Annotated in this window: 20 protein-coding genes; 14 read left to right on the top strand and 6 right to left on the bottom strand. The window is 64.6% G+C overall.

Annotated elements, in window-relative coordinates; genetic code table 11:
- Positions 1 to 64 precede the first annotated feature (64 nt).
- Entirely contained in the window at positions 65 to 1,126 is a 1,062-nt protein-coding gene (queG, locus tag ACSZPK_RS16975) for a tRNA epoxyqueuosine(34) reductase QueG (RefSeq protein WP_437882652.1), read from the top strand.
- Between the two features lie 47 nt (positions 1,127 to 1,173).
- Here queG and orn read toward each other — a convergent pair whose 3' ends face one another.
- Positions 1,174 to 1,719 (bottom strand): oligoribonuclease, encoded by a 546-nt coding sequence (orn, locus tag ACSZPK_RS16970; protein ID WP_437882651.1) that lies wholly within the window; start codon positions 1,717 to 1,719, stop codon positions 1,174 to 1,176.
- A 47-nt stretch (positions 1,720 to 1,766) separates the two neighbouring features.
- Positions 1,767 to 2,537, bottom strand: a complete 771-nt coding sequence (locus ACSZPK_RS16965; RefSeq protein WP_437882650.1) for a class I SAM-dependent methyltransferase — start codon at positions 2,535 to 2,537, stop codon at positions 1,767 to 1,769.
- Positions 2,538 to 2,697: 160 nt separating this feature from the next.
- Between ACSZPK_RS16965 and rsgA the strand changes: the two genes are divergently transcribed.
- A complete protein-coding gene (rsgA, locus tag ACSZPK_RS16960) occupies positions 2,698 to 3,729 on the top strand; it encodes a small ribosomal subunit biogenesis GTPase RsgA (RefSeq protein WP_437882649.1) in 1,032 nt (343 codons plus the stop codon).
- 31 nt (positions 3,730 to 3,760) lie between these two features.
- Here rsgA and motB read toward each other — a convergent pair whose 3' ends face one another.
- Together motB and motA are read right to left on the bottom strand one after the other, a co-directional pair.
- A complete protein-coding gene (motB, locus tag ACSZPK_RS16955; protein ID WP_437882648.1) occupies positions 3,761 to 4,789 on the bottom strand; it encodes a flagellar motor protein MotB in 1,029 nt (342 codons plus the stop codon).
- A gap of 5 nt (positions 4,790 to 4,794) precedes the next feature.
- Positions 4,795 to 5,646: a flagellar motor stator protein MotA gene (gene motA / locus ACSZPK_RS16950; RefSeq protein WP_437882647.1), complete on the bottom strand. Its 852-nt coding sequence runs from the start codon at positions 5,644 to 5,646 to the stop codon at positions 4,795 to 4,797.
- A gap of 119 nt (positions 5,647 to 5,765) precedes the next feature.
- Between motA and ACSZPK_RS16945 the strand changes: the two genes are divergently transcribed.
- The 5 genes from ACSZPK_RS16945 to ACSZPK_RS16925 all read left to right on the top strand — a co-directional run bounded on the left by ACSZPK_RS16945 (position 5,766) and on the right by ACSZPK_RS16925 (position 13,532).
- On the top strand, positions 5,766 to 7,280 hold the full coding sequence (locus ACSZPK_RS16945; protein WP_437882646.1) for an HDOD domain-containing protein: 1,515 nt from the start codon (positions 5,766 to 5,768) through the stop codon (positions 7,278 to 7,280).
- A 140-nt stretch (positions 7,281 to 7,420) separates the two neighbouring features.
- Positions 7,421 to 8,236, top strand: a complete 816-nt coding sequence (locus ACSZPK_RS16940) for a rhodanese-like domain-containing protein (RefSeq protein ID WP_437882645.1) — start codon at positions 7,421 to 7,423, stop codon at positions 8,234 to 8,236.
- Positions 8,237 to 8,413: 177 nt separating this feature from the next.
- The gene (gene asd, locus ACSZPK_RS16935; protein WP_437882872.1) at positions 8,414 to 9,280 is read left to right on the top strand and encodes an archaetidylserine decarboxylase; all 867 of its coding nucleotides are present in this window, start codon (positions 8,414 to 8,416) and stop codon (positions 9,278 to 9,280) included.
- 124 nt (positions 9,281 to 9,404) lie between these two features.
- Positions 9,405 to 11,210, top strand: coding sequence for a molecular chaperone (locus tag ACSZPK_RS16930; RefSeq protein ID WP_437882644.1), 1,806 nt, complete (start codon positions 9,405 to 9,407; stop codon positions 11,208 to 11,210).
- A 255-nt stretch (positions 11,211 to 11,465) separates the two neighbouring features.
- On the top strand, positions 11,466 to 13,532 hold the full coding sequence (locus tag ACSZPK_RS16925) for an EAL domain-containing protein (RefSeq protein ID WP_437882643.1): 2,067 nt from the start codon (positions 11,466 to 11,468) through the stop codon (positions 13,530 to 13,532).
- 66 nt (positions 13,533 to 13,598) lie between these two features.
- Here the strand turns inward: ACSZPK_RS16925 and serB are convergent, their stop codons facing one another.
- Entirely contained in the window at positions 13,599 to 14,813 is a 1,215-nt protein-coding gene (gene serB / locus ACSZPK_RS16920; protein WP_437882642.1) for a phosphoserine phosphatase SerB, read from the bottom strand.
- Between the two features lie 295 nt (positions 14,814 to 15,108).
- Between serB and ACSZPK_RS16915 the strand changes: the two genes are divergently transcribed.
- Positions 15,109 to 16,572, top strand: coding sequence for an AhpA/YtjB family protein (locus tag ACSZPK_RS16915; RefSeq protein ID WP_437882641.1), 1,464 nt, complete (start codon positions 15,109 to 15,111; stop codon positions 16,570 to 16,572).
- Positions 16,569 to 17,123, top strand: coding sequence for a metal-dependent hydrolase (locus tag ACSZPK_RS16910; protein WP_437882640.1), 555 nt, complete (start codon positions 16,569 to 16,571; stop codon positions 17,121 to 17,123). Before ACSZPK_RS16915 ends, ACSZPK_RS16910 begins: the two co-directional genes overlap by 4 nt.
- On the opposite strand, the gene waaA is transcribed toward ACSZPK_RS16910, so the two are convergent.
- Complete coding sequence (gene waaA, locus ACSZPK_RS16905) at positions 17,082 to 18,356, bottom strand: lipid IV(A) 3-deoxy-D-manno-octulosonic acid transferase (RefSeq protein ID WP_437882639.1); 1,275 nt, start codon at positions 18,354 to 18,356, stop codon at positions 17,082 to 17,084. The two genes, ACSZPK_RS16910 and waaA, sit on opposite strands and share 42 nt — an antisense overlap.
- Positions 18,357 to 18,491: 135 nt before the next feature.
- Between waaA and ACSZPK_RS16900 the strand changes: the two genes are divergently transcribed.
- From ACSZPK_RS16900 to ACSZPK_RS16880, 5 genes are all read left to right on the top strand, one after another.
- The gene (locus ACSZPK_RS16900) at positions 18,492 to 18,824 is read left to right on the top strand and encodes a DMT family transporter (protein WP_437882638.1); all 333 of its coding nucleotides are present in this window, start codon (positions 18,492 to 18,494) and stop codon (positions 18,822 to 18,824) included.
- A gap of 268 nt (positions 18,825 to 19,092) precedes the next feature.
- A complete protein-coding gene (locus ACSZPK_RS16895; protein WP_437882637.1) occupies positions 19,093 to 20,268 on the top strand; it encodes an NAD(P)/FAD-dependent oxidoreductase in 1,176 nt (391 codons plus the stop codon).
- Entirely contained in the window at positions 20,265 to 21,068 is an 804-nt protein-coding gene (locus ACSZPK_RS16890; RefSeq protein WP_437882636.1) for an aldo/keto reductase, read from the top strand. Before ACSZPK_RS16895 ends, ACSZPK_RS16890 begins: the two co-directional genes overlap by 4 nt.
- Before the next feature lie 101 nt (positions 21,069 to 21,169).
- Positions 21,170 to 22,066 (top strand): metal ABC transporter ATPase, encoded by an 897-nt coding sequence (locus tag ACSZPK_RS16885; protein ID WP_437882635.1) that lies wholly within the window; start codon positions 21,170 to 21,172, stop codon positions 22,064 to 22,066.
- 481 nt (positions 22,067 to 22,547) lie between these two features.
- A complete protein-coding gene (locus ACSZPK_RS16880) occupies positions 22,548 to 24,293 on the top strand; it encodes a potassium/proton antiporter (protein WP_437882634.1) in 1,746 nt (581 codons plus the stop codon).
- Positions 24,294 to 24,324 lie beyond the last annotated feature (31 nt).

The raw sequence follows: 24,324 nt of genomic DNA, 5'->3' as shown, positions 1-24,324 counted from the left end.
GATTGGGGCTGATGCCCATAAAGTGGCAGAATTATACGCACCTCGTTCCCGGTTTCAGCCTGTCATGCATCCCGCCACACCCGACCTCGTCGAACTTGCCCTCGCCATCAAGGCGTGGGGGCGCGAACTCGGCTTCCAGCAGGTGGGCATTACCGACGTGGAACTGGGCGAACACGAGCAGCACCTGCAACGCTGGCTGGACGCCGGCTACCAGGGCGAGATGGACTATATGGCCGCCCATGGCAGCAAACGTTCCCGCCCGGACGAATTGGTGCCGGGGACGTTGCGCGTAGTCTCCCTGCGCATGGATTACCTGCCCGGCGACACGCGCATGAGCGAGTGCCTGGCCCAGCCGGAAAAAGCCTACGTTTCGCGCTATGCCCTGGGCCGCGACTACCACAAGCTGATCCGCAAGCGCCTGCAGCAACTGGCCGAGCGCGTGCAGCAGGCAATCGGCCCGTTCGGCTACCGCGCCTTCGTCGACAGCGCGCCAGTGCTGGAAAAGGCCATCGCCGAGAAGTCCGGGCTGGGCTGGATCGGCAAGAACACCCTGGCGCTCAATCGCAAGGCCGGCAGTTGGTTCTTCCTTGGCGAGCTGTTCATCGACATGGCGCTGCCAATCGATGCGCCGCATGGCAGCGAGCACTGCGGCAAATGCACCGCCTGCCTGGATATCTGCCCGACCAACGCCTTCGTCGGGCCTTATCGACTGGACGCCCGGCGCTGCATTTCCTACCTGACCATCGAGTACAAGGGCAGCATTCCCCTCGATCTGCGGCCGCTGATCGGCAACCGGGTGTTCGGCTGCGACGACTGCCAGATGGTCTGCCCGTGGAACCGCTTCGCCCGCCCCACCGAGCAGGGTGACTTCCAGCCACGCCACGGCCTGGACAACGCCGAACTGAGCGAGCTGTTCCGCTGGAGCGAAGAGGAGTTCCTCAGCCGTACCGAAGGCTCCCCCCTGCGCCGTGCCGGCTACGAGCGCTGGCTGCGCAACCTGGCGGTCGGCCTGGGCAATGCGCCGTCGAGCATTCCAGTCATCGAGGCCTTGCAGGCACGGCGGGATCATCCGTCGGAGCTGGTCCGCGAGCACGTCGGCTGGGCGCTGCACAGGCACGGAAGCTGAGGCGATAAGCCCATCCTAATGCGACGGGCCTGGCACTTTCACAGCGATCAGACCTTGAGGAAATGCTCGCGGTAGTACTTGAGCTCGGCGATGGATTCGCGGATATCGTCCAGTGCCTGGTGGCTGCCCTGCTTCTGGAAACCGTCCTTGAGCTGCGGCGCCCACAGGCCGGCAAGGATCTTCAGGGTCGAGACATCCAGGTAGCGGTAATGGAAGTACGACTCCAGCGCCGGCATGTACTTGTACAGGAAGCGTCGATCCTGGCCGATGCTGTTGCCGCAGATCGGCGACTTGCCCTTGGGTACCCACTGTTCGAGGAAGGCGATGGTCTGCGCCTCCGCCTCCGCCTGGCTGATGCGGCTTTCGCGTACGCGCTGGGTCAGGCCGCTCTCGCCATGGGTGCGGGTGTTCCACTCATCCATGCCGGCGAGGAGCTCGTCGCTTTGGTGCACGGCGATGACCGGGCCTTCGGCCAGGATGTTGAGTTCGCTGTCGGTAACGATGGTCGCCATCTCGATGATGACGTCCCGCTCCGGCTCAAGCCCGGTCATTTCCAGGTCGATCCAGATCAGGTTGCTGGCGTTCTGTGGCATGCAATGCACTCCTCGATTCAGGTGCACAGTTTAGCAGCCTGTCGCCTCTAGAGCCGCCAGATCAACAGTCGCGAATCGCGCCAATCGTTGAGTTCGATGACCTCATGGGCCGGCACCTCGGGAATGGCAAAGCTGTTGCTGATCAGCAACGCGCCGCCACGCATCTGTTCACGGGCCTTGCGCCACAGGCGCGGCATCGGCGCCGGCGAGAGGAAGCAATAGACGACGTCATAAGGCTGCAGATGCTCATCCCACAGGCTGCGGTAACGCACCGTGCAGTTACCCCAGGGCAGGCAGCGTAGCCAGGCGACGAGGAACACCAGCGGCGCGGTTTCCACGCCGACCACCTGGCTTTGTGGGTAACGCCTGGCGATCTCGACCAGCGTCGCCCCCAGGCCACAGCCAAGGTCGATAAAACGAAAGTCCGCCGGTAATTGCGCCAGCCGCTCACACAATTGTTGCCGCGTTCGCGCACCGCTCAGGTAGAGCGGCACCTGCTCGCGGAAGCTGTTCCAGTTGACCAGCAGGAGCGCCACGAATGCGGCCAGCAGCCAGGCGGACGGCAGCGCTCGACTCTGCAGCGCCAACAGCGCGGGAACGAAGACCAGGTTGATCGGCAACCACCAGCGGCGCAGCCCCAGGCAGTCCCCGATGACGGCGGCCAGCAGCCCCAGGAAAATCGCCGCCAGCCAGATCGGCAGGCGCGTCGAGAACAACGTGGCCAGCCCCCAGACCACGACGGCCATGATCGACAAAGCCAGCCCCTGGGCAAGAAGAGCACGGGCAGCGGGGAAGCGAAGGGGTGAAACGCTAGTCATCGGCTTGTCCTGGAAATCTGCCGCAGTTTTACCAACTCCGGCATTCGAGGAAAAGCATTGGCAATCCAGACCGCCCGATCAGCGGGCACGAGGCGTTTGCAAACGTTCGCTTGTTGAGCCCGTGCTAAACTCGCCGCCGTTTATCGCCCCCGGAATCAGCATGGCCAAACGCCAACTCACCCGCCGCCAGAACTGGCGCATCGAAAAGGTCCAGGAAGAACGCGCGGCGCGGGCCGCCAAGCGTGAAGCGCGCATGCTCGACGAGCTGGAGGGTGGCGACCTGGGCCCGGAACAGACGGGCCTGGTCATCGCCCACTTCGGCGTGCAGGTCGAGGTCGAGGCGCTGGAGGGCGAGCTGGCCGGTCAGGTGCAGCGTTGCCACTTGCGCGCCAACCTGCCGGCACTGGTGACCGGCGACCGCGTGGTCTGGCGCGCCGGCAACCAGGGCAACGGAGTGATCGTCGCACAGTTGCCGCGCACCTCGGAGCTGTGCCGCCCGGACATGCGCGGCCAGCTCAAGCCGGTAGCCGGCAACGTCGACCTGATCGTCATCGTCTTCGCGCCGCTGCCCCACGCCCACGCCAACCTGATCGACCGCTACCTGATTGCCGCTGAACATGCGGGTATCCAGCCGCTGCTGCTGCTGAACAAGGCCGACCTGATCGACGAAGACAACGCCCGCCATCTGGACCCGCTGCTGGATACCTATCACCAGCTCGGCTACCCCTTGCTCGAAGTATCCGCCCACAAGGGCACCAGCATGGACGAGTTGCAGGCCAGGCTGGATGGTCACGTCAGCGTGTTCGTCGGGCAATCCGGGGTCGGCAAATCATCCCTGGTCAACAGCCTGCTTCCAGGTGTCGACACGCGGGTCGGCGAGCTGTCCGAACTGACCGGCAAAGGCACCCACACCACCACCACGGCCCGCCTGTTCCACTTCCCGGCTGGCGGCGAGCTGATCGACTCCCCCGGCATTCGCGAATTCGGCCTTGGCCACGTCAGCCGCGACGACGTGGAAGCCGGCTTCATCGAGTTCAAGGATCTGCTCGGCACGTGTCGCTTCCGCGACTGCAAACATGACCGCGAACCTGGCTGCGCACTGCTCATGGCCCTGGAAGAGGGCCGTATTCAGCCTCAGCGCATGGCCAGTTACCGGCACATCATCGCCAGCCTGCCCGAGTCCGACTACTGATGAAAAAGCCGCGATTCTCGCGGCTTTTTCATCACTCCTTCACATCGTCGAACTTCAGCGCGCCCTGCTCGAAGATATTCAATTTCTGCCTGGATTGCGGCTGAGCACTGGCGGCCGGCGCGGCGCCCTGGGCTGGCGGCGCACTTTCGGTTGGCGGCAACGCTTCGCCCGGATCGCTCTCCTGGCCACCTTCGATGGCGCGCTGGGCCTTCTTGGTCAGGACCACAATATCGATGCGCCGGTTGACCGGATTGAACGGATCGGTGCGGTCGAACAACGCCGACGAGGCGAACCCGACGACACGCGCCACGCTGTCATCCGGATAACCGCCGGCCACCAGGGCCCGCCGCGCGGCGTTGGCACGGTTGGCCGAGAGCTCCCAGTTGCCGAAGTCGCCCTTGCCCGAATACGGCTTGGCGTCGGTATGGCCACTGATGCTGATCTTGTTCGGCACTTCCCTGATGGTCTCGGCCAGGGTCAGCAGGATGTCCTCGAAATAGGTCTGCAACTGTGCACTGCCCAGGTTGAACATCGGCCGGTTGTCGGCGTCGGTGATCTGGATGCGCAGGCCGTCCTGGGTGATCTCCAGCAGGATCTGATCCTTGAAGTTCTGCAGTTGCGGATTCTCGTCGATCTTGGTCTGCAGCTCCTTGAGCAACAGTTCCAGGCGCTCCTTCTCGATCTGCTCAGCGAGCTTCTCGGCTTCGTCGACATCCGGCTTGGTTTCCTTGATGTCATTGATCGAATCCACCGAGGAGTCCGGCGCGTCCGGCGAATCCTTGAGATCGGGATTGAGGGTGCGGTCCGGCGCCGGCGTGGGCGTGCCGCCCAGGTCAATGACGTAAGGGCTGGCGCTTTCGGTGAAGCCGACCGGGTCCTGGAAGTAGCCGGAGATGGCCTTCTTCTGCTCCGGCGTAGCCGAGGACATCAGCCACAACACCAGGAAGAACGCCATCATCGCCGTGGCGAAGTCGGCGAAGGCGATCTTCCAGGCACCGCCATGGTGCCCGGCAGCGGTCTTCTTGATCCGCTTTACGATAATCGGCTGGTTGTTTTCCATATCCGTCAGCTACCGCGCATCGCCTGCTCAAGCTCGCTGAAGCTGGGCCGGTGCGCCGGATACAGCACCTTGCGCCCGAACTCGACGGCCAGCGTCGGTGGCATGCCGGAAGCCGAGGACACCAGGCAGGCCTTGATCGCTTCGAATACGTTCAGCTCTTCCTTGGCGTCGTGCTCCAGGCTGACCGCCAGCGGGCCGAAGAAGCCATAGGCGGCGAGAATCCCGAGGAAGGTTCCGACCAGGGCCGCGCCGACGTGCACGCCGAGTTCGGCCTGGGCCACTTCGCCGAGCAGGGCCATGGTCACCACGATACCCAATACAGCCGCGACGATCCCGAAGCCTGGCAGGCCATCGGAAATCCGCGCCACGGCGTGGGCAGGGTGGTCGAGTTCCTCCTTCAGGCCGTTCAACTCCATGTCGAACAGGCCCTCCAGTTCGTGGGGTGCCATGTTGCCGGACGACATGATGCGCAGGTAATCGCAGATGAACTCGGTCATCCGCGTATCCTTGAGGATGCCCGGATATTTACTGAAGATCGGGCTGGCGGCTGGGTCCTCGACGTCGGCCTCGATGGCCATCATGCCTTCGCGGCGGCTCTTGTTGAGGATTTCGTAGAGCAGCTTGAGGATTTCCAGGTAGAACGCATGGGTGAAGCGCGAAGAAAACATCTTCAGCGACTTCTTCAGGATGTGCATGAATGCACTGCCCGGGTTGGCCTGCAGGAATGCGCCCAACGCCGCGCCGCCGATGATCATCACCTCGAAGGGTTGGATAAGGGCGGCAATCTTGCCGTGAGAAAGCACGTAGCCGCCAAGGACGCTGGCGAATACGACGATGATGCCGATGATTTTTGCCATGTAGATGAGCTTGCAGAGGTCGGTTTCAAGGGGCCCGCATGCGGGCTCTTCTATTTGTCGGAACTATTGCGCCAGACTATAGCCACTTATTGCGAAAAGCCAGTTTTGGCCGGACCTGCATGCCTACTACGAAAAACGCACCACGCACCCTCGACGCCTGGCTCAAGGAGCTCGACGGCGTACGCCTGCCCGTGGACAGCACGCAGCAGGAACGGGTGCGCCGGGCGATGCTCGACAATCGCCGCTCGCTACGCGACATCGCCGACCTGATCCAGAACAGCCCGACCATCGCCCTCGGCTTGCTGCGTGCGGCAAATCGAAGCAGCAACAGCCTCAGCGAGCCGTCGGAAAGCCTCGAGGTCGCCCTCAACCGCCTGGGCCTTAAACGCGCCGAATCCATCGTCTCGCAGATGCCGCCGCTCGGTAACGAGCCGCCTCCCCAGGCACTCGCCCAACTGCAACTGATCAGTCATCACGCCTCGCAGCAGGCCAGCGGCCTGTTCGCCTCGCGCCTGGCCCGGCTGTGGCAGGAAATCCACTGGAACAGCCTGCTGTTCCTCGCTCCGTTCTGGCCACTGGTGTACGCCTACCCTCACTACTTCGAGCAGTGGGAACGCCGGGTCCTCGGCGACGGCGAATCCGCCAGACGGGTCGAGCGTGAGCTGCTCGGCGTCTCGGTTATCCAACTGGGCCTGACCGTCGCCCAACGCTGGCGCCTGCCGGAATGGATAGTCCAGGGCTATCGCCTGCTGGGCCATGACCGGCGCCTGCTGGTGCAGGCCTTGCACATCGCGCACGACAACGAGCACCCGTTGCACCAGCAGCAGATGCTCGACGCCGATCCCAACCTGCGGCGCTGGCTCACCCAGCCGGCCAACAGCATCCTGCTGGCCAACGGCCTGGCCATCTCCAGCCACCAGAACTGGAGCGCGCCCCACACCCTGCGCTGGCAACAACTGACGGGGCTGTATCTGCAGGTGCCGCTGGGCGAAGTCCAGCAACTCATCCATCAGCATGCCGTCAGCAGCGCACGCCAGCACAGCGTCACAGGCCTCTGGCATCCGGCCCTCGCCCTGATCTGGCCATGGAGCGATTGCCGCCTGCGCAGCAAGCAGCCCCCCAAGCCGGCGAAGACCGAACCCAACGTGTGGAAGGAACAGTGCACCCGCCTGCTGGCCACCCCGTCACCGTTCAGTAATGTCCTGCAACTGACCGAATGCGCCCGCCTGGCACTGGAAGCCGGCGGAATGTCGCGCACGCTGATTCTTCTGGCCGACCGCAGCCAGAGCCGCCTGATGGCCCAGCAGGCCGTTGGCCTGGTGAAGGAAGCGGCGCAACTGCGCCTCGATCCAGCGACCAGCCAGGTGCTCAAGCATCTATTGAGCAAGCCGGGCCAGTTGCGCCTGACCCCCGCCAATATCGCCAAGTTCTCGGCCCTGTTGCCCGGCAGCCTGAAAGCCCTGTTTCCCAGCGAACACCTGCTGCTGCGCTCGATCGCCAGCAACGAGCGGGTGGTGATGCTGATCGTTGCCGACCAGGGCGGCCTGGAAATAAGCGACAATGTGTTTCAGGCCTTTGGCAAGACCGCACAGTGCATCGAACGAGCGTTGGCGACGTTCGCCAGGAAAACCTGAAGCGGGAAGCGTTTCCAGCGTGAATGCGTTGCCGGGCGCCTCGGATGTTCACTCCGGCCCAGGCGGCGTTGCCACTCATCCTCAAGCCACTGCCGTTTCCTATACAATTCGCCCTTTCCATTGATTGCCACAGGTTCAGCATGTCCGCATTCTCCACCTTGCCGCTGGTGATCGAACCGGCCGACCTTGCCGCCCGCCTGGACGCGCCAGAGCTGATTCTGGTCGACCTCAGCAGCGCCGCCCGCTACGACGCCGGACACATCCCCGGTGCGCGCTTCATCGATGGCAAGCGCACCCAGCGCGGCACGCCGCCCGCGCCAGGACTGGCCCCTGACCTCGAACAATTGCAGGCGCTGTTCGCCGAACTCGGCCATCGCGCCGACGCGGTCTACGTGGTCTACGACGACGAAGGCGGTGGCTGGGCGGGACGCTTCATCTGGCTGCTCGATGTGATCGGCCATCCGTATTACCACTTCCTCAACGGCGGCCTGAAGGCCTGGCTCGGCGAGGACCGCGCTGTCTCCAGCGAAGTGCCACCGGCAGGCAGCGCGCCGGTCACCCTGACCTTGCACGACGAACCGACCGCCACCCTCGATTACCTGCGCCAGCGCCTCGGTGCCAATGACCTGGCGATCTGGGATGCCCGCAGCGCCGAGGAATTCCGCGGCGAGAAGGTGCTAGCGGCCAAAGGCGGTCACCTTCCCGGCGCCCGCCATTTCGAGTGGACCGACGGCATGGACCCCGACCGCGACCTGCGCATTCGCACGGACATCCGCCAGCTCCTCGAACAGAAGGGCATCACCCCCGACAAGGAAATCATCACCCACTGCCAGACCCATCGCCGCTCCGGCTTCACCTACCTGGTGGCCAAGGCGCTGGGGTATCCGCGAGTCAAGGCCTACGCCGGCTCCTGGTCCGAATGGGGCAATCACCCCGACACACCCGTCGAACGCTGAGAACCTGCTAACGATCTGCTGCGCGTCGGCTAAACGGCGTTGAAAACCGCTTCGGCATGCTCATTTACAATACGTAAAGTCGCCCGCGACTCCGACCATGCCTCAGCCGTTTTCGCCACCGTTTATCTCTAGCTCGCGAGATCGTGAGCAGGTTCTGAGAACGGAGCTCAACAAGGAATATCGATGAAACAGTGCCTGTTTATCCTCAGCCAGTACCTGCTGCCCCATCACCTGCTGTCGCGCCTGATCGGCTGCGCCGCCGAATGCCGCGCAGCGTGGTTCAAGAATCGTCTGATCGGCTGGTTCGCCCGCCAGTACCAGGTCGACATGAACGAAGCACAGGTCGAGGACCTCTCCGCCTACGCTCACTTCAACGACTTCTTCACCCGCGCCCTGAAAGAAGGCGCCCGTCCGCTGGACCAGACGCCCGGCGCGATCCTCTCCCCCGCCGACGGAGCCATCAGCCAGCTCGGCCCCATCGAGCAAGGCCGCATCTTCCAGGCCAAGGGCCACAGCTTCAGCGTGCTGGAGCTGCTCGGGGGCGACGCGCAGCGCGCAGCGCCATTCATGGGCGGTGATTTCGCGACCGTCTATCTGTCGCCCAAGGACTATCACCGCGTACACATGCCGCTGGCCGGCACCCTGCGCGAAATGGTCTATGTGCCGGGCCGCCTGTTCTCGGTCAACCAGACCACGGCGGAGAATGTCCCGGAGTTGTTCGCCCGCAACGAGCGCGTGGTCTGCCTGTTCGATAGCGAACGCGGCCCGATGGCGGTGGTGCTGGTCGGCGCCATGATCGTCGCCAGCATCGAGACGGTCTGGGCCGGCCTGGTCACGCCACCCAGGCGCCAGTTGAAGAGCGTCCGTTACGATGAGGCGGCACGCGGCCCGATCCACCTGGAAAAAGGCGCGGAACTCGGGCGCTTCAAACTGGGCTCGACGGCCATCGTGCTGTTCGCTCCGCACCAGGTCGAATGGAACGCAGGCCTGGCGTCCGGCACCCCGGTGCGCATGGGCGAGGCGCTTGCCCTGCCACGCACCTGAGCCCCTGGGCTTTGGCACGCCGCCACGGCCATGAGAAAGCCTACCCAGCCCCGACGGCTGCACCGCCGTCAGGATGCTGCTAGAGTTCCGTACATTCCAAGCCTGAGCCTGTACTAGATCCCGCATGGACAAGACGAGCCCACACAAGCATTTGCGCGTTCCGGTCCCCGACAAGCAGGGTCTTTCCTTCTGCGACGGAAGCCCGCGTGACCTCAAACGCTGGATTGCCGGTCTGCCCAAGGCGAACATCGGCGAAACCGCTCGCCAGCTGTACCAGAGCCTGGTCGAACTCAACCAGGTGATCACTCCGGTCGACATCCGCCTGCAACTGCTCGAACTGCTGCGCCCCGAGGTGTACTTCGTCTGCACTCACCTGGAGCGCCATTTCCTCAACCAGTCCATCGTCCTCGACGAACGCCCGCGCAAGGTCGCCAACCTGTGCCAGGCCCTGCAGAACCATCTGGCGATCGGCTACAAGCTGATCATCACGCGCGTGGCGGATCGTTTCAGCAAGGACCGCGCGCAGATTCTCGCCGCCGCGCTGCAACGTGCCAGCCACAGCCTGTATGGCCCCCTGGTGCGCTCAAGCCAGCTTTACTGTCCGGTTCCCGAAGGCCTGTGGCTGGAACTGCACCAACTGCATGCCATCGCCCGCCAGTTCGGCCTGCACAAGGGACAGATCGCCGACAGGCTGGCCCAGGATGGCAAGGGCCTGAGCCAGGAGCAGGTCTACCTCGCCGCCCTGCTGCTGGGCTGTGCACGTTGCAATCAACTGCGCCAGAACAGCATCGCCCGCCTGGCGGAAGCACTCGAAGGCTGGAGCCTGCACGCCCGGCTGCTGCCGGCCGATGATCCATACAGCCTGTTCGCCTTCCTGCCCCAGCAGGACGGCCCGCCCCGTTATCGCTCGCTGTTCAAGGATGGCGAGCGCCAACACATGCTCGGCCTCGACCCTCATCAATTGGTCGACTCGATCAAGGAATACCTGCTGACCGACGCCAAGGACCGCAACGACAAACTCCTGCGGGTCCCGGAAAACATCAGTGAAGACCTGCTCCAGCACCTTGGCTCGGCCTGGGGCGATATCGCCGCGCGCACCTTCCAGCGCAACCCCGGGCGCGGCAGCCTGACCCTGTGCATCGGCATGAGCGCCGTGCACTTCTTCCTCGGCGGCAAGCGCAGTTTCAGCGACCAGCTCAAGCTGCCCGAGGCGCCGCAAAGCGTACAGTTCAAACCGGTCAGCGGCGCGCCGGACATCTGGTCCAATGCCTTCGATGCACAGCCTGGCAACAACGACTGGGAAAACGGCCTGCCCTTCGAAGAAATCAAGTACCACAAGCCGATCGCAGACGAACCCGAGCAGGACAAGCAGGGTGATGCCTATCCGCTCTTCGAGCTGGGTATCGTCAACCACAGCCCCGGCGGTTATTGCCTGAGCTGGCCCAAGGAAGTCCCCGGGCAGATGCAGGCCGGCGAAGTGATCGCCATTCAGGACACCCCCGGCCAGGCCTGGAGCGTCGGTGTGGTGCGCTGGATTCGCCAGGTCCGCGGCGGCGGCACGCAGATGGGCATCGAGCTGATCGCACCGCTGGCCCAGCCCTGCGGCCTGCAACTGGTGCGCAAGAGCGAGCAGAGCAGCCAGTTCCTGCGCGCCCTGCTGCTGCCGGCGATCAGCGCCATCTCGCGCCCGGCGACCCTGATCACCCCACGCCTGCCATTCCAGGAAAGCAACAAGGTCACGATCAACCTCAATGGCGAAGAAACCCGCGCCATCCTGGTGCGTCGCCAGACCAGCACGGGCAGTTTCAGCCAGTTCGAATACCGAAAACTTGACGAGGAAAACACCACGCCCGGGACACCTGTCACAGCCTCGCAAACCGCCAGCAAGAGCGGGGATGAAGACTTTGACTCACTCTGGAAGTCTCTGTAGGCTCCCCCGTCTGTCGCCTTTTTCACCCCTTGCTCGGCACTTTAAGAACCGGTCAAAGCCTCGCGGGCTAGAGCCAGGCAAGACCGAAGGCGGTCCCGCGAATCGAGCGAAGAAGGTACTGGGCTCGCGCTTGAATTTACGTGTTGTAAACGAGCATTTGATGGGGGCGCCTGGCCTGGACGCGTACCCAAGCTCGATTTCAACGCGGCATGACCGACGCGCAGCAGACTTTGAACAGGTTCTCAGAAGTAACCCATGGCTATCGAACGAAAGACTATCCGCCTGCTCATTCTCGAGGATTCACAGAACGAGGCCGAGCGCCTCGTCAGCCTGTTCCGCAATGCTGGCCGCGCAACCCGCGTTCACCGCCTGACCTCCAGCGAAGACCTCGCCGAGACCCTGCAACAGCCCTGGGACTTGTTGATCACGGCACCAAGCAGCGAGCATCTCGCCCCCCACGAAGCGATCACCGCAATCCGCCGCCAGGCCAAGGATCTGCCGGTCATCCACCTGACCGCCGGCAATGAATCCGATGACATCACCGAGGCCCTGGCCCTGGGCGCCCAGGATGCCGTGCCCCAGGGCGAGGACGAGCGCCTGATCCTGGTCGCCAACCGCGAACTGGCCAACCTCGAGGAACGCCGCGCCCGGCGTGCGGCGGAAGTCAGCCTGCGCGAAGCGGAGAAACGCTGCCAGTTGCTGCTCGACAGCTCTGTGGATGCCATTGCCTACGTCCACGACGGCATGCACATCTATGCCAACCGTGCCTACCTGCAACTGTTCGACTATGAAGACGGCGAAGAGCTGGAAGGCATGCCGATGATCGACCTGATCGACTCGGCCGACCAGGCAGCCTTCAAGGACTTGCTGAAGAACTACAGCAGCGAGGAAAGCGCCTCCGAGCTGACCTGCCACTGGGTCAGGGCCGACGGCCAGCGCTTCCAGGCCCGCATGAGCCTGTCGCAGGCGACCTATGACAGCGAGCCGTGCATCCAGGTGGTGATACGCAACGAGACCGACAACGCCGAACTGGAAGAAAAGCTGCGTGAAATCAGCAGCCAGGACCTGGTCACGGGATTGTTCAACCGCACCCACTTCCTCGAACTGATGGATGCCGCCGCCCAGCGCGTCGTCACCGATGGCCAGGTCGCGACACTCGCCTACCTGCGCGTCGATCGCTATACCCAACTGCAAGGCGAGATCGGCCTGGCCGACACCGACCTGCTGCTCACCGACCTGGCCCAACTGCTGCGCAAGCACTTTGGCAAGCATGCCGAGGTGGCCCGTTTCAGCGATGACGTATTCGCCATCCTGCTCCCTGGCATCGCGCCAGAGCACACCATCGACGCCTTGAAAAAGCTGCTCAAGGACGTCGAAGGCAACCTCTTCGACATCAATGGCCGTACCGTCCAGGCCACCCTGTCCATCGGCGTGGCCGGCCTCAACGAGACCACCACCAAGGCCCAGGATGCATTCGACCGGGCCCACCGTTGCGCCGAGGAGCTCAGCGACGGCAACGGTCTCAAGCTGTATGACCCGGCCGACGAACTGGCCGCCGCCGCCAACCGTGGCAACATCACCGCGATTGTCCAGCAAGCCCTGGACAACAACAGTTTCCGCCTGCTGTTCCAGCCGATCATCAGCCTGCGCGGCGACAACGACGAGCACTATGAAGTCCTGCTGCGCCTGGTCAATCCCAAGGGCGAGGAAGTCCCGCCGGCCGAATTCCTCGCCGCGGCGCAGGAGTCGGGACTGGGCAGCAAGCTCGACCGCTGGGTGATCCTCAACGCGATCAAACTGCTGGCCGACCACCGCAGCAAGGGCAACAGAACCCGCCTGTTCATCAACCTGTCCAGCAACAGCCTGCAGGACCCGACCCTGCTCAGTTGGCTCGGCGCGGCACTGAAGGCCGCGCGCCTGCCTTCCGATGCCCTGGCGTTCCAGCTTGGCGAGGCCGACGCGGTCACCTACCTGAAGCAGGCCAAGGCCCTCACCCAAGGGCTTGCCGAGCTGCACTGCAAGGTCTCGCTCAACCAGTTCGGCTGTGCGCTCAACCCGTTCAATACGCTGAAACACCTGACCGTCGACTTCGTCAAGATCGACGGTTCCTTCATCCAGGACCTGAGCCAGGCGGAGAACCAGGAAACGCTGAAGGTCATGCTTGCCAGCCTGCACGCCCAGGCCAAGCTGACCATCGTTCCCTACGTGGAAAGCGCCAGTGTCCTGGCGACCCTGTGGCAGGCTGGAGTCAACTACATCCAGGGCCATTATCTGCAGGGGCCGAGCCAGTCGATGGATTACGACTTCTCGGCGGATGAATGAAGGCGGACCAGCCCGAGGCAAAAGCGGCAGGCCTGAAATGGCCCGACGCCCTTACCTTTATGTCCATCATTCCTGCCCATCGCGGTCGCGAAAGCCCAGCAGATAGAGAATGCCGTCCAGCCCCAGGGTGGAGATGGCCTGCTTGGCCGATTGCTTGACCAGCGGCTTGGCCCGGAACGCCACGCCCAGGCCGGCCAGGGCCAGCATCGGCAAGTCGTTGGCGCCGTCGCCCACGGCGATGGTCTGCTCCAGGCGCAGGCCTTCGCGCTCGGCCAGTTCACGCAGCAGGTCAGCCTTGCGCTGAGCGTCGACGATCGGCTCGACCGCCACGCCGGTGACCTTGCCATCGACGATCTGCAGCTCGTTGGCGAACACGTAGTCGATGCCCAGCTTGGCTTGCAACTGCTTGGCGAAATAGGTGAAGCCGCCGGACAGGATGGCGGTCTTGTAGCCCAGGCGCTTGAGTTCGGCGAACAACACTTCGGCACCTTCGGTCAGGCGCAGCGACGCGCCGATATCGATCAGCACGTCTTCGGACAGGCCCTGCAGCAGTGCCAGGCGCTCCTTGAAGCTGGCGCGGAAATCCAGCTCGCCACGCATGGCGCGCTCGGTGATTTCGGCGACACGATCACCGACGCCGGCCGCCTTGGCCAACTCATCGATGACTTCGGCCTCGATCAGCGTCGAATCCATGTCGAACACCGCCAGGCGGCGGTTGCGGCGGAACACCGAATCACGCTGGAAGGCGATATCCACGTTCAGTTCCTGGGCCACGCTGAGGAACTCGGCACGTAGCGCGGCCGCGTCGGCCGGCTCGCCACGCACGGAGAACTCGATGCAGCCCTTGCCCTGGTCGGCCGGCATGTCCAGCGGCATGCGTCCGGACAGACGGTCGATATGGTCGATATTGAGGCCGTACTTGGCGGTGATCGAGCTGACCCGCTGCAACTGCTCGGCGGTAACCTTGCGCGTCAGCAGAGTGACCATGTAGCGCGGCTTGCCCTGCCCGTCGACCCACTGCTGGTAGTCCGCCTCGGCAACCGGGGTGAAACGCACTTGCTGGTCCAGCTTGTAGGCGCTGAACAGGACATCCTTGAGTACCGAGGAGGCCTGCGCGGTATCCGGGATTTCCACCAGAATGCCGAACGACAGGGTGTCGTGGATCACGGCCTGGCCGATATCGAGGATATTCACGCCGCCCTGGGCCAGCACGCCAGTAATGGCGGCGGTCAGGCCGGGTCGGTCTTCCCCGGTGATATTGATCAGGACGATTTCGCGCACGGTTCACTCCAGATACTTGATGAGGCAACGGCCCTCGGAACCTGCCCACGCTTGGCCAAACAGCGCTGAAAACGACTGCGGCATGTGCAGTAAAGTCGCCCGCGACTCCGACCGTGCCTCAGTCCTTTTCGCCACCGTTCATCTCTGGCTCGCAAGATCGCGGGAAGGCTCTTGAACCCGTGAAAAGGGCCACATTCTACCCAGTTCATCGATGACAGGGCACGTGCGACGTTTGACCCCCAAGGGGTGGCCGGTATACTGCGCGGCAATTCAATTGCCATAAGAGCCGCGCTCTGTGAACCGGCCCTCTCAGGTCAAACCCGATAATTTCTTCCTGCTGCTCTTCAATGCACTGCGTCAGCGGCGGATTCCCCTTGCCTTGCGCATCGCCAGTCACAGCCTGGTGCTGGTCGCCCTGGCCCTGCTGATCTATGCCTGGGTCATGGGTATGCAGTTCAAGCAGGCCATGCAGCAGCAGGCCGAGGCCGTTGGCCAGAGCCTGACCGCGCAGACCGCCGCGTCGGCCACCGAACTGCTGGTGTCGAACGACATCCTCAGCCTCAATGTACTGCTCAGCAATCTGGTGAAGAATCCGCTGGTCGCCCACGCCGCCATCTACAGCACCGATGGCCGTGTTCTCGCCGAGGCCGGATCGCGCCCCAGCCACAGCCTACTCGGCGACGATAACGAAGGCCTGTACTCGACCTCCATCACCTTCCAGGAGGTCATGGCCGGTCAGTTGCGCATCAGCCTCGACATGGCGCAGTTCCAGCAACCGATGACCGTCAGCCTGCAGAGCATGGGGCTGATCAGCCTGATCCTGCTGGCCCTGACCCTGTCGCTGAGCCTGCGCCTGGGCCGCTATATTTCCACGCCGCTGTTGCAACTGCGGGTCTGGCTGCGCGACCCGGACGATCCGGCTCCTGGCGCCGGCCGCCAGGACGAGATCGGCGACATCGCCCGCCAGTTGCAGGCCCGCCTGGTACCGCCCAGGCCACAGCCGGCCGAGCCCGAGGAGGACTTCGAGGAGCTGGACGAAGAGGCCTTCGAGGTCGACGACCTGCAGGACGATGACGAGCACGCCGCGCCGCGCCAGTCCATCGACGACGAAGAAGACGAAGACGACGCCTTCGCCGACCTGCGTGATGACTACGCCCCGCCGGCGCCGGTGACGCCGGTCGTCCGGCCCCCCGGCCATAGCGCCATCCTCGCCGTGCAACTGGGCGCTCAGGAACAACTGCGCCATCTGCCACGCACACGCCTGCTGGATCTGCTGCAACGCTATCGCGACTGCCTGAACCAGGCCGCGTCGCTGTACCAGGGCAAGCTCTACACCCTCAACGACGGCAGCAGCCTGATGCTGTTCGGCACCCAGAGCAGCGGCGCCGACTACCTGACCCATGCCCTGTGCTGTGGCGAACTGCTGCGCGCCCTGGGCCATGCCCTGCAGATCGAGGTGGCCGACAGCGGCCTCACCCTGCAGTTGCAACTGGGCCTGACCAGCGGCGACGAACTGGACCCGCCGAGCCAGACCGACCTGCTGCTCAGCGAGCTGGCCCAGGATGCCCTGGCGCTGTCACAGCACAGCCGCAACCTGCTGCTGGTGCAACGGCATATCGCCGACGACCCGCTGGTGCGCCAGCGCGCCCGTATCCGCGCCATCGCCAGCCCGGAAGGCAGCAGTTGCGTGGAACGCCTGCTCGATCCCTACCCGTCCATGCTCGAGCGCCAGCTGGCGCGCATGCACGAGCGCCAGTGACCACCCTGATCACCCACCCGCTGCCGATCCTGGCAGTCGGCCTGGCGCTCGGGCCACGTGTGATTCCGCCACGCCTGCTGCTCGCAGGATTGCTGGCAACCCTGCTGCCGGACGCCGATGTGCTGGCATTCAAATTCGGTATCGCCTACGCCGATGCCTTCGGCCATCGCGGCTTCAGTCACTCGCTGCTACTGGCGGGAATCCTGGGACTGCTGGCCGCGCTCGGCTGCCGCGGGCTGCATTGCGGCCCGCTCAAGGCCTTCGCCTGGATCAGCCTGGCGACCGCATCGCATAGCCTGCTCGACGCCGCCACCGACGGCGGCATGGGCGTAGCCTGGCTATGGCCGTGGAGTGAGCAGCGCTTCTTCCTGCCTTGGCGCCCCATCGAGGTCTCGCCTTTCGTGAAGGGCTTCTTCACCGAGCGCGGCCTGGTCGTGTTGGCGTCCGAGGCCCGCTGGGTGTGGCTGCCGTGCCTGGTCGTCGCCCTCGGCGGGATGAGCCTGCGCGCGCTATTTCGACGGCAACAGGCGAGCCAGCCCGGCCAGCAATAAGCCCAAGGCGCCCTGATTGGCCTTGATCACACTCAAGCCGGCATCGGCCATCGAAGCGGCCCGCGACGGCTCGTCGAACAGCGAACGCACCTGACGCTGCAGCCCCTCGACATCTTCCACTTCGAGCAAGTCGCCAGCCCCACGCAACTGCATGGCGATCTCGAGGAAATTGAACAGGTGCGGCCCACTCAGCAGCGGCTTGCCGAGCGCCGCCGGTTCCAGCAGGTTGTGCCCGCCATTGGGCACCAGGCTGCCACCGACGAAAGCCAGGTCGGCCAGGGCGTAGAGGAACAGCAACTCACCCAGGGTATCGCCCAGCAACACTCTGGTGTCGTCGAGCACCGGCTCGTCCAGGGAACGCCGTCGCGTGGCGAAACCTTCGCGCTGGCACAGCTCGAAGACACCCTGGAAACGCTCGGGATGGCGGGGCACGAGGATCAGCAATGCCTGCGGATGGGTCGCCAACACCTGACGATGAGCCGCGAGAACGATCTCATCCTCACCGGCATGGGTACTCGCCGCGATCCAGACCGGGCGCGCAGCGGCCTGCCAGTCCTGCCGCAACTGCGTTGCACGCACCTGCAGCGCCGGATCGACCGTCAGGTCGAACTTGATCGAACCGGTCACCTCGACGCAGCCGGATCGCGCCCCGAGCTGGCGGAAGCGCTCGGCCTCGACCTCGGTCTGCGCGGCGATCAGCGCCAGCTCGGCGAGCATCGGCGCGGTCAGCTTGCGCAACCTCGCGTAACCACGCGCCGAACGCTCGGACAGGCGGGCATTGGCCAGCACCACCGGAATGCCGCGGCGGGCACAGCGGTGAATATGGTTGGGCCACAGCTCGGTCTCCATGATCACCGCCAGGCGCGGACGGATGCGCCGCAGGAAACGCGCACTGGCCCAAGGGAAGTCGTAAGGCAGGTAACAATGCTGAACGCGATCACCGAACAGCGCCTGGATGCGCTCGGAGCCGGTCGGCGTCATGCAGGTCACGGTCACCGGCAAGTGCGGGTAGCGCGCCAGCAACTCACGAATCATCGGCGCGGCGGCGATACTCTCGCCCAGCGACACCGCATGCACCCAGATGCCGCCCTTTTTCATCGCCGGCAGGCCAAGGGCAAAACGCTCGCCGATACGCCGCGCATAGGCGGGTGCCTTCCAGGCCCGCCACAGCAAACGCAGGACAATCAAAGGCACAAGCAGGTGCAGCAGCAGGGTGTAGATGCGTCTATTCATGGGCGCGCAGCTTAGGGTCTGTCCGCGCCTCGCTGCAAGCCAGGTCGTTCGCCACGACAATTCACGACGGAAGCAGAACAACCCGTCGTCCCCGGCTCATGCCAGAATGCCAGCCAATTTCACCGGAGCGCTGTCATGAACGCTTACATCTATCTGGCCATCGCCGTCACCGCGGAAGTCATCGGCACCACGGCGCTGAAAGCTGTCGAGGGCTTCAGCAAGCCGATTCCCCTGGCCCTTACCGTACTCGGCTATGGCGTGGCGTTCTGGATGCTCAGCCTGGTGATGAAGAGCATTCCGGTGGGGGTCACCTACGCCATCTGGTCGGGCCTGGGCATCGTCCTGATCAGCATCGCCTCGCTGTTCATCTATGGCCAGAAGCTCGACCTGCCCGCCCTGCTGGGTATCGGCCTGATCATCTCCGGCGTGCTGGTGATCCAGCTGTTCTCCGGTGCCAGCGGGCATTGATACATGGCGATGAGTGCGGGGCCGCTTTGAGGCAGGAGCGGACGTTCGTTCTTCCGTCATTCCCGCGAAGGCGGGAATCCAGAAACGCTTTTTTGGGCTCCCGCCTTCGCGGGAGTGACGGAGGAATAACGAATGTCCGCAATTGCCTCATTCCCGCCATCCAAAAAACTCAAGCAACGCCGGAAAACAGCTCGCCGAACCGTACTTCCACCCTCAGTGCTTTTCATGGACGTTATACTGCCAACCCGTTTTCCATGAGCCTCGTTGCATGTCCCAAGCTCTCAGTACCGATGTCCTGATCGTCGGCGGCGGTGTCGCCGGTCTCTGGCTCAATGCCCGCCTGCGCCAACAGGGCTATGCCACGATTCTGCTGGAAAGCGGCGCGCTGGGCGGCGGGCAAAGCCTGAAGTCCCAGGGCATCATCCATGGCGGCGCCAAATATGCGCTGCATGGTGCCCTGACCGGCGCCTCCGAGGCCATCGCCGACATGCCACGGCGCTGGCGCGAGGCGCTGATCGGCAGCGGCGAGCTGGACCTCAGCGGCGTGCGCGTGCTGTCCGAATTCCACTACCTGTGGTCGCCCGGCACCCTGGCCGGCAACCTCACCAGTTTCTTCGCCAGCAAGGCCGTGCGTGGCCGCGTCGACCAGGTCAAGGGCGATGCCCTGCCAGCCGCCCTGCAACATCCGAAATTCAAGGGCAAGGTCTATCGCCTGGCCGAACTGGTGCTGGACGTGCCCAGCCTGATCGCACGCCTGGCCGAGCTGGCCGGCGACAGCCTGCTGGCCGGACATGACATCCAGCCGATCGACGAAGGCGATGAATGGGTCGGCCTGCGCGTGGACGGTCGCGAGATCCGCGCCCAGCGAATCGTCCTCAGCGCCGGCGAAGGCAACGCGGGGCTGCTCGAAACCCTGGGCCTGGAGCAACCGCGCCAGCAGACCCGGCCGCTGCACATGGTCATGCTCAAGAGCCCTCGGCTCAAGCCGCTGTACGCCCACTGCCTGGGCGGCGGGCCGAAGCCGCGCATTACCGTCACCACCCACCCGTCGAGCGACGGCCAATGGGTCTGGTACCTGGGTGGCGACCTCGCCGAGGCCGACGGAGTGGCACGCAGCGAAGCCGAGCAGATCGCCGTGGCGCGCAAGGAACTGGGCAACCTGCTGCCGTGGATCGACCTTGGCGACGCGCAATGGGCCACCTTGCGCGTCGACCGCGCCGAGCCGGCACAGTCCAGCCTGGTCCGCCCGGATAACGCCTTCCTTGCCGAGCAGGGCCGCCTGCTGGTCGGCTGGCCGACCAAGCTGGCACTGTCACCGGACCTGAGCGACCGCGTCTTCGCCGCGCTGACGCGCGACGCGATTCAACCCGCCAGCCACCCTGTAGCGCCAGAGCTGCCGCGCCCGCCCCTTGGCGAGCCGGCCTGGGAGAACCTGCTGCCATGAGCCTGCATGCCCTGCGTCGCCCCCTCGGCTCGACCGGGCTGGTCGTTTCTCCGCTCGGCCTGGGCACGGTCAAGCTGGGGCGCGACCAGGGCGTGAAGTACCCCAACGGCTTCGCCATTCCCGACGATAAAGCCGCCCTGGCCCTGCTCGCCCAGGCTCGCGAGCTGGGCATCAACCTGATCGACACCGCGCCAGCCTATGGCGTCAGCGAACAGCGCCTCGGCCCGCTGCTGCGCGGCCAGCGCCAGGACTGGGTGATCGTCAGCAAGGTCGGCGAGGAATTCGAACAAGGCCAGTCGCACTTCGATTTCAGCCCGGCCCATGCTCGCCACTCCCTGGAGCGCAGCCTGAAACGCCTGGAGACCGACTGCATCGACCTGCTGCTGGTGCACTCCGACGGCAATGACATGCAGATTCTCCAGCACAGCGGCCTCTATGAAGAACTGGCGCGCTTCAAGGCTGAAGGCAAGATCCGCGCGTTCGGCCTGTCCGGCAAGACCGCCGAGGGCGGGCTGTTCGCTCTCGATCACGGCGACTGCGCGATGGTCACCTACAACCTCGCCGAACAAGGCGAGAAGCCGGTGCTCGATCACGCCGCGGCCCACGGCAAGGGCATCCTGATCAAGAAGGCCCTGGCCAGCGGCCACGCCTGCCTGGCCGAAGGCCGTGACCCGGTCGAGGCCAGCTTCGAGCTGCTGTTCAGCCACCCCGGCGTCACCAGCGCCATCGTCGGCACCATCAATCCGCAACATCTCGCCGCTAATGTCGAGACTGCGGCGCGGGTCATCGCCCGGCAGTAGAAGCCCGCGCGCAGGTTGGGCAGTGAAGGCCATCGTCTACACTGCTCACTCCACTCACTCGCTGCCCGCCAGCCTTGCGGCAGCCAGCCGAAGGAACCGACATGCCGAGACTACTGGCCAGGAAAAACCCCGGCACCTTCAAGACCCTGCCGCTCTATGTCGAAGCCGGCGCGGACGCCCTCAACTACCGCGGCCTCGGCCTGCCAATGAATTTCAGCCAGACCCTGGGGCGGCGAAAACCGGTGGAGATCGCCGACGGTTCGCGCTTCGCTGTCGAGCTGGCCAACCTGGGCGTTTCCGTGCGCCTGACCCTGCATTGGCAAGGACAGGACTACTGGCTGCTGGTGCGCCAGCGCCGCCCGGATCGCGGCGACGTGGTGCTCAAGCTGATTTCCGGCTATGTCCCCGCCCATGAAATCGCCCTGCCACTGCTGACCGCCATCCAGGAAGTCGCCGAGGAGTGCCTGATCGAGACCGCCGACGGCTGGCTCGGCGGGCGCTTCGGCGATACCTGGCTGCCGACGCCCTACGAGGGTCGCCTGCGTTATCGCGAGACCAGTCATTTTCGCCTCAGTCCGCTCTCGGGATCGGCGCGTCCGGTGCAATGCGGCAACCTGACCCTGATGGAGCGCCCGCGCGCCTACGTGCACCTGCCGACCGCGTCGCTGCAACTGGTCTACGACATGACCCTGGAACTGCCCAGGGATTGCCGCCAGCCCAGCCTGTTCCATGTCGACGAATGCCTGACCGACGGCCAACTGGTGGCCCAGCTGGAACGCCGTCGCCCGGACCTCTACCTGCTGCGCCTGGCCAATGGGCGGCCCACCGACGAACTGTTCACCCTCAAGCAGGGCACGCCAATCCCAGCCAGCACGCGCGGTGTATGGCTCTCGGAAAGCTTCGCCCGCCAGGACGGCTGGGTGGTGCGCGACGAACGCATCCGCTGGAAGGACTGGAGGGAAGAAACAAAGGAGTCGCTGGCGGCTAGGGTCTGTTGACGTTTCGTCGCGACCGCGCCGGAGCCAGTTTTTACACGAGGCGAGGCGCGAGATGCGAAGTTTAGTGGGCTAAATGAGCCATCGAGTAACGCTGCATCGTGTAAAAACTGGCCCGGCCCTGCGGGTTGTGCGAGAAATAACCCCCGCTGTCGTTGCAGGACTTGGTAAGGGAATGGCCATTGCCTGCATCCTGCGCCTAACCGGGGGTTATTTCTCGCGACAACGCGGCTTGCGCCGAAACGTCAACAGACCCTAGGAGCTCCTGCCAGGGATAAGGGCGCTCGACAGAAGGACTCGCACAGGATGGTGCGAACCCGCCGGGCCGCGCGATCTCGCCATTACGCCAAGGAGTTGAATTACCGATCTTTTATCGCTGCAGACCCTTGCGGCCCCTTGCCTCCTGCGGGTTAGAATCAGGCTGGCATGCGCACTGCATGTCCTTCGCCTCACCCTCGAATCATGACCCCAGGAGCCTCACCCCGTGGATGCAACCGCCATCAATAGCCTGTTCCTGATCGGCGCGCTGCTGGTAGGCGCAAGCATCCTGGTGAGCTCGGTTTCCTCGCGCCTGGGCATCCCGATCCTGGTCATCATCCTCGCGGTCGGCATGGTCGCCGGGGTCGACGGCCCTGGCGGCATCGGCTTCAGCAACTACCCCATGGCCTACCTGGTCGGCAACCTGGCCCTGGCGGTGATCCTGCTCGACGGCGGCTTGCGCACACGGGTGTCGAGTTTCCGCGTGGCCCTGTGGCCGGCCCTGTCGCTGGCCACGGTCGGCGTCCTGATCACCACCGGCCTGACCGGCATGGCGGCGGCCTGGCTGTTCGACCTCAACCTGATGCAGGGCCTGTTGATCGGCGCCATCGTCGGCTCCACCGATGCGGCGGCGGTATTCTCCCTGCTCGGCGGCAAAGGCCTCAACGAGCGGGTCACGGCGACCCTGGAGATCGAGTCGGGCAGCAACGACCCGATGGCGGTGTTCCTCACCGTGACCCTGATCGACATGCTCGCCAAGGGCCAGAGCGACTTCAGCATCGCCTTCATCGGCCACCTGCTCAGCGAATTCGGCATCGGTGCGGTGCTCGGCCTGGGCGGCGGCTGGCTGCTGCTCAACCTGGTCAACCGCATCCACCTGCCCAACGGCCTCTATCCGTTGCTGGTGGTCAGCGGCGGCCTGCTGACCTTCGCCCTGACCAACGCCCTGCATGGCAGCGGCATCCTCGCCGCCTACCTGTGCGGCCTGGTGCTCGGCAACCGGCCGATCCGCTCGCGCCACAGCATCCTGCACATGCTCGACGGCATGGCCTGGCTGGCGCAGATCGGCATGTTCCTGGTGCTTGGCCTGCTGGTCACCCCGCACGACCTGCTGCCCATCGCGATTCCGGCCCTGGCCCTGGCGCTGTGGATGATTCTCTTCGCCCGTCCACTCTCGGTGCTGATCGGCCTGCTGCCGTTCCGCGCCTTCCATGACCGCGAGAAAGTCTTCATCGCCTGGGTCGGCCTGCGTGGCGCGGTACCGATCATTCTCGCGGTATTCCCGATGATGGCCGGCCTGGAATACTCGCAGCTGTACTTCAACCTGGCGTTCTTCATCGTCCTGGTGTCGCTGCTGCTGCAAGGTGCCAGCCTGCCGCTGGCGGCCAAGCTGCTGCGCGTGACCGTACCGCCGGAGCCGGCACCGTTCTCCCGGGCCGGGCTGGAAATCCATGCGACCAGCGAGTGGGAACTGTTCGTCTACCGCCTGGGTGCGGAGAAGTGGTGCATCGGCGCCGCCCTGCGCGAGCTGAAGATGCCCGAAGGCACGCGCATCGCCGCGCTGTTCCGCGGCCAGGAACTGCTCCATCCGTCTGGCAGTACGGTGCTGGAAGCGGGAGACGTGCTGTGCGTGGTCGGCCACGAACACGACCTGCCGGCCCTCGGCAAGCTGTTCAGCCAGGCGCCCCAGCGCGGCCAGGACCTGCGTTTCTTCGGCGACTTCGTGCTCGAGGCCGATGCCGAGCTGTCCGCCGTCTGCGCCCTTTACGGCCTGAAGCTGAACGACAACGAAGACAGCCACATGTCCCTCGGTCGCCTGATCGTCCATGAGATCGGCGGCCAGCCGATCATCGGCGACCAGATCGAATGGAACGGCCTGACCTGGACCGTCGCCCAGATGGAAGGGAACAAGGTGCGCAAGATCGGCGTCAGAATGCCCGAAGGTCAGGGCAAGCCTGGTCTGTTTCTCTGAAACAGCGCAATTGTCCATGACCTCTTTCATA

Origin of the sequence: Pseudomonas sp. LRF_L74 (assembly GCF_965644255.1) — a bacterium.
Classification (GTDB): Bacteria; Pseudomonadota; Gammaproteobacteria; order Pseudomonadales; family Pseudomonadaceae; genus Aquipseudomonas.
Note: the sequence above shows the minus strand (reverse complement) of the source record. Positions and strands in the feature narration are given on the sequence as shown.

Bases quoted from the DNA above. Each gene is read 5' to 3' on its own strand.
- queG (WP_437882652.1), top strand. From the start codon at position 65: ATGCATCCCGCCACACCCGACCTCGTCGAACTTGCCCTCGCCATCAAG.
- orn (WP_437882651.1), bottom strand. From the start codon at position 1,719: ATGCCACAGAACGCCAGCAACCTGATCTGGATCGACCTGGAAATGACC.
- ACSZPK_RS16965 (WP_437882650.1), bottom strand. From the start codon at position 2,537: ATGACTAGCGTTTCACCCCTTCGCTTCCCCGCTGCCCGTGCTCTTCTT.
- rsgA (WP_437882649.1), top strand. From the start codon at position 2,698: ATGGCCAAACGCCAACTCACCCGCCGCCAGAACTGGCGCATCGAAAAG.
- motB (WP_437882648.1), bottom strand. From the start codon at position 4,789: ATGGAAAACAACCAGCCGATTATCGTAAAGCGGATCAAGAAGACCGCT.
- motA (WP_437882647.1), bottom strand. From the start codon at position 5,646: ATGGCAAAAATCATCGGCATCATCGTCGTATTCGCCAGCGTCCTTGGC.
- ACSZPK_RS16945 (WP_437882646.1), top strand. From the start codon at position 5,766: ATGCCTACTACGAAAAACGCACCACGCACCCTCGACGCCTGGCTCAAG.
- ACSZPK_RS16940 (WP_437882645.1), top strand. From the start codon at position 7,421: ATGTCCGCATTCTCCACCTTGCCGCTGGTGATCGAACCGGCCGACCTT.
- ACSZPK_RS16930 (WP_437882644.1), top strand. From the start codon at position 9,405: ATGGACAAGACGAGCCCACACAAGCATTTGCGCGTTCCGGTCCCCGAC.
- ACSZPK_RS16925 (WP_437882643.1), top strand. From the start codon at position 11,466: ATGGCTATCGAACGAAAGACTATCCGCCTGCTCATTCTCGAGGATTCA.
- waaA (WP_437882639.1), bottom strand. From the start codon at position 18,356: ATGAATAGACGCATCTACACCCTGCTGCTGCACCTGCTTGTGCCTTTG.
- ACSZPK_RS16900 (WP_437882638.1), top strand. From the start codon at position 18,492: ATGAACGCTTACATCTATCTGGCCATCGCCGTCACCGCGGAAGTCATC.
- ACSZPK_RS16895 (WP_437882637.1), top strand. From the start codon at position 19,093: ATGTCCCAAGCTCTCAGTACCGATGTCCTGATCGTCGGCGGCGGTGTC.
- ACSZPK_RS16890 (WP_437882636.1), top strand. From the start codon at position 20,265: ATGAGCCTGCATGCCCTGCGTCGCCCCCTCGGCTCGACCGGGCTGGTC.
- ACSZPK_RS16885 (WP_437882635.1), top strand. From the start codon at position 21,170: ATGCCGAGACTACTGGCCAGGAAAAACCCCGGCACCTTCAAGACCCTG.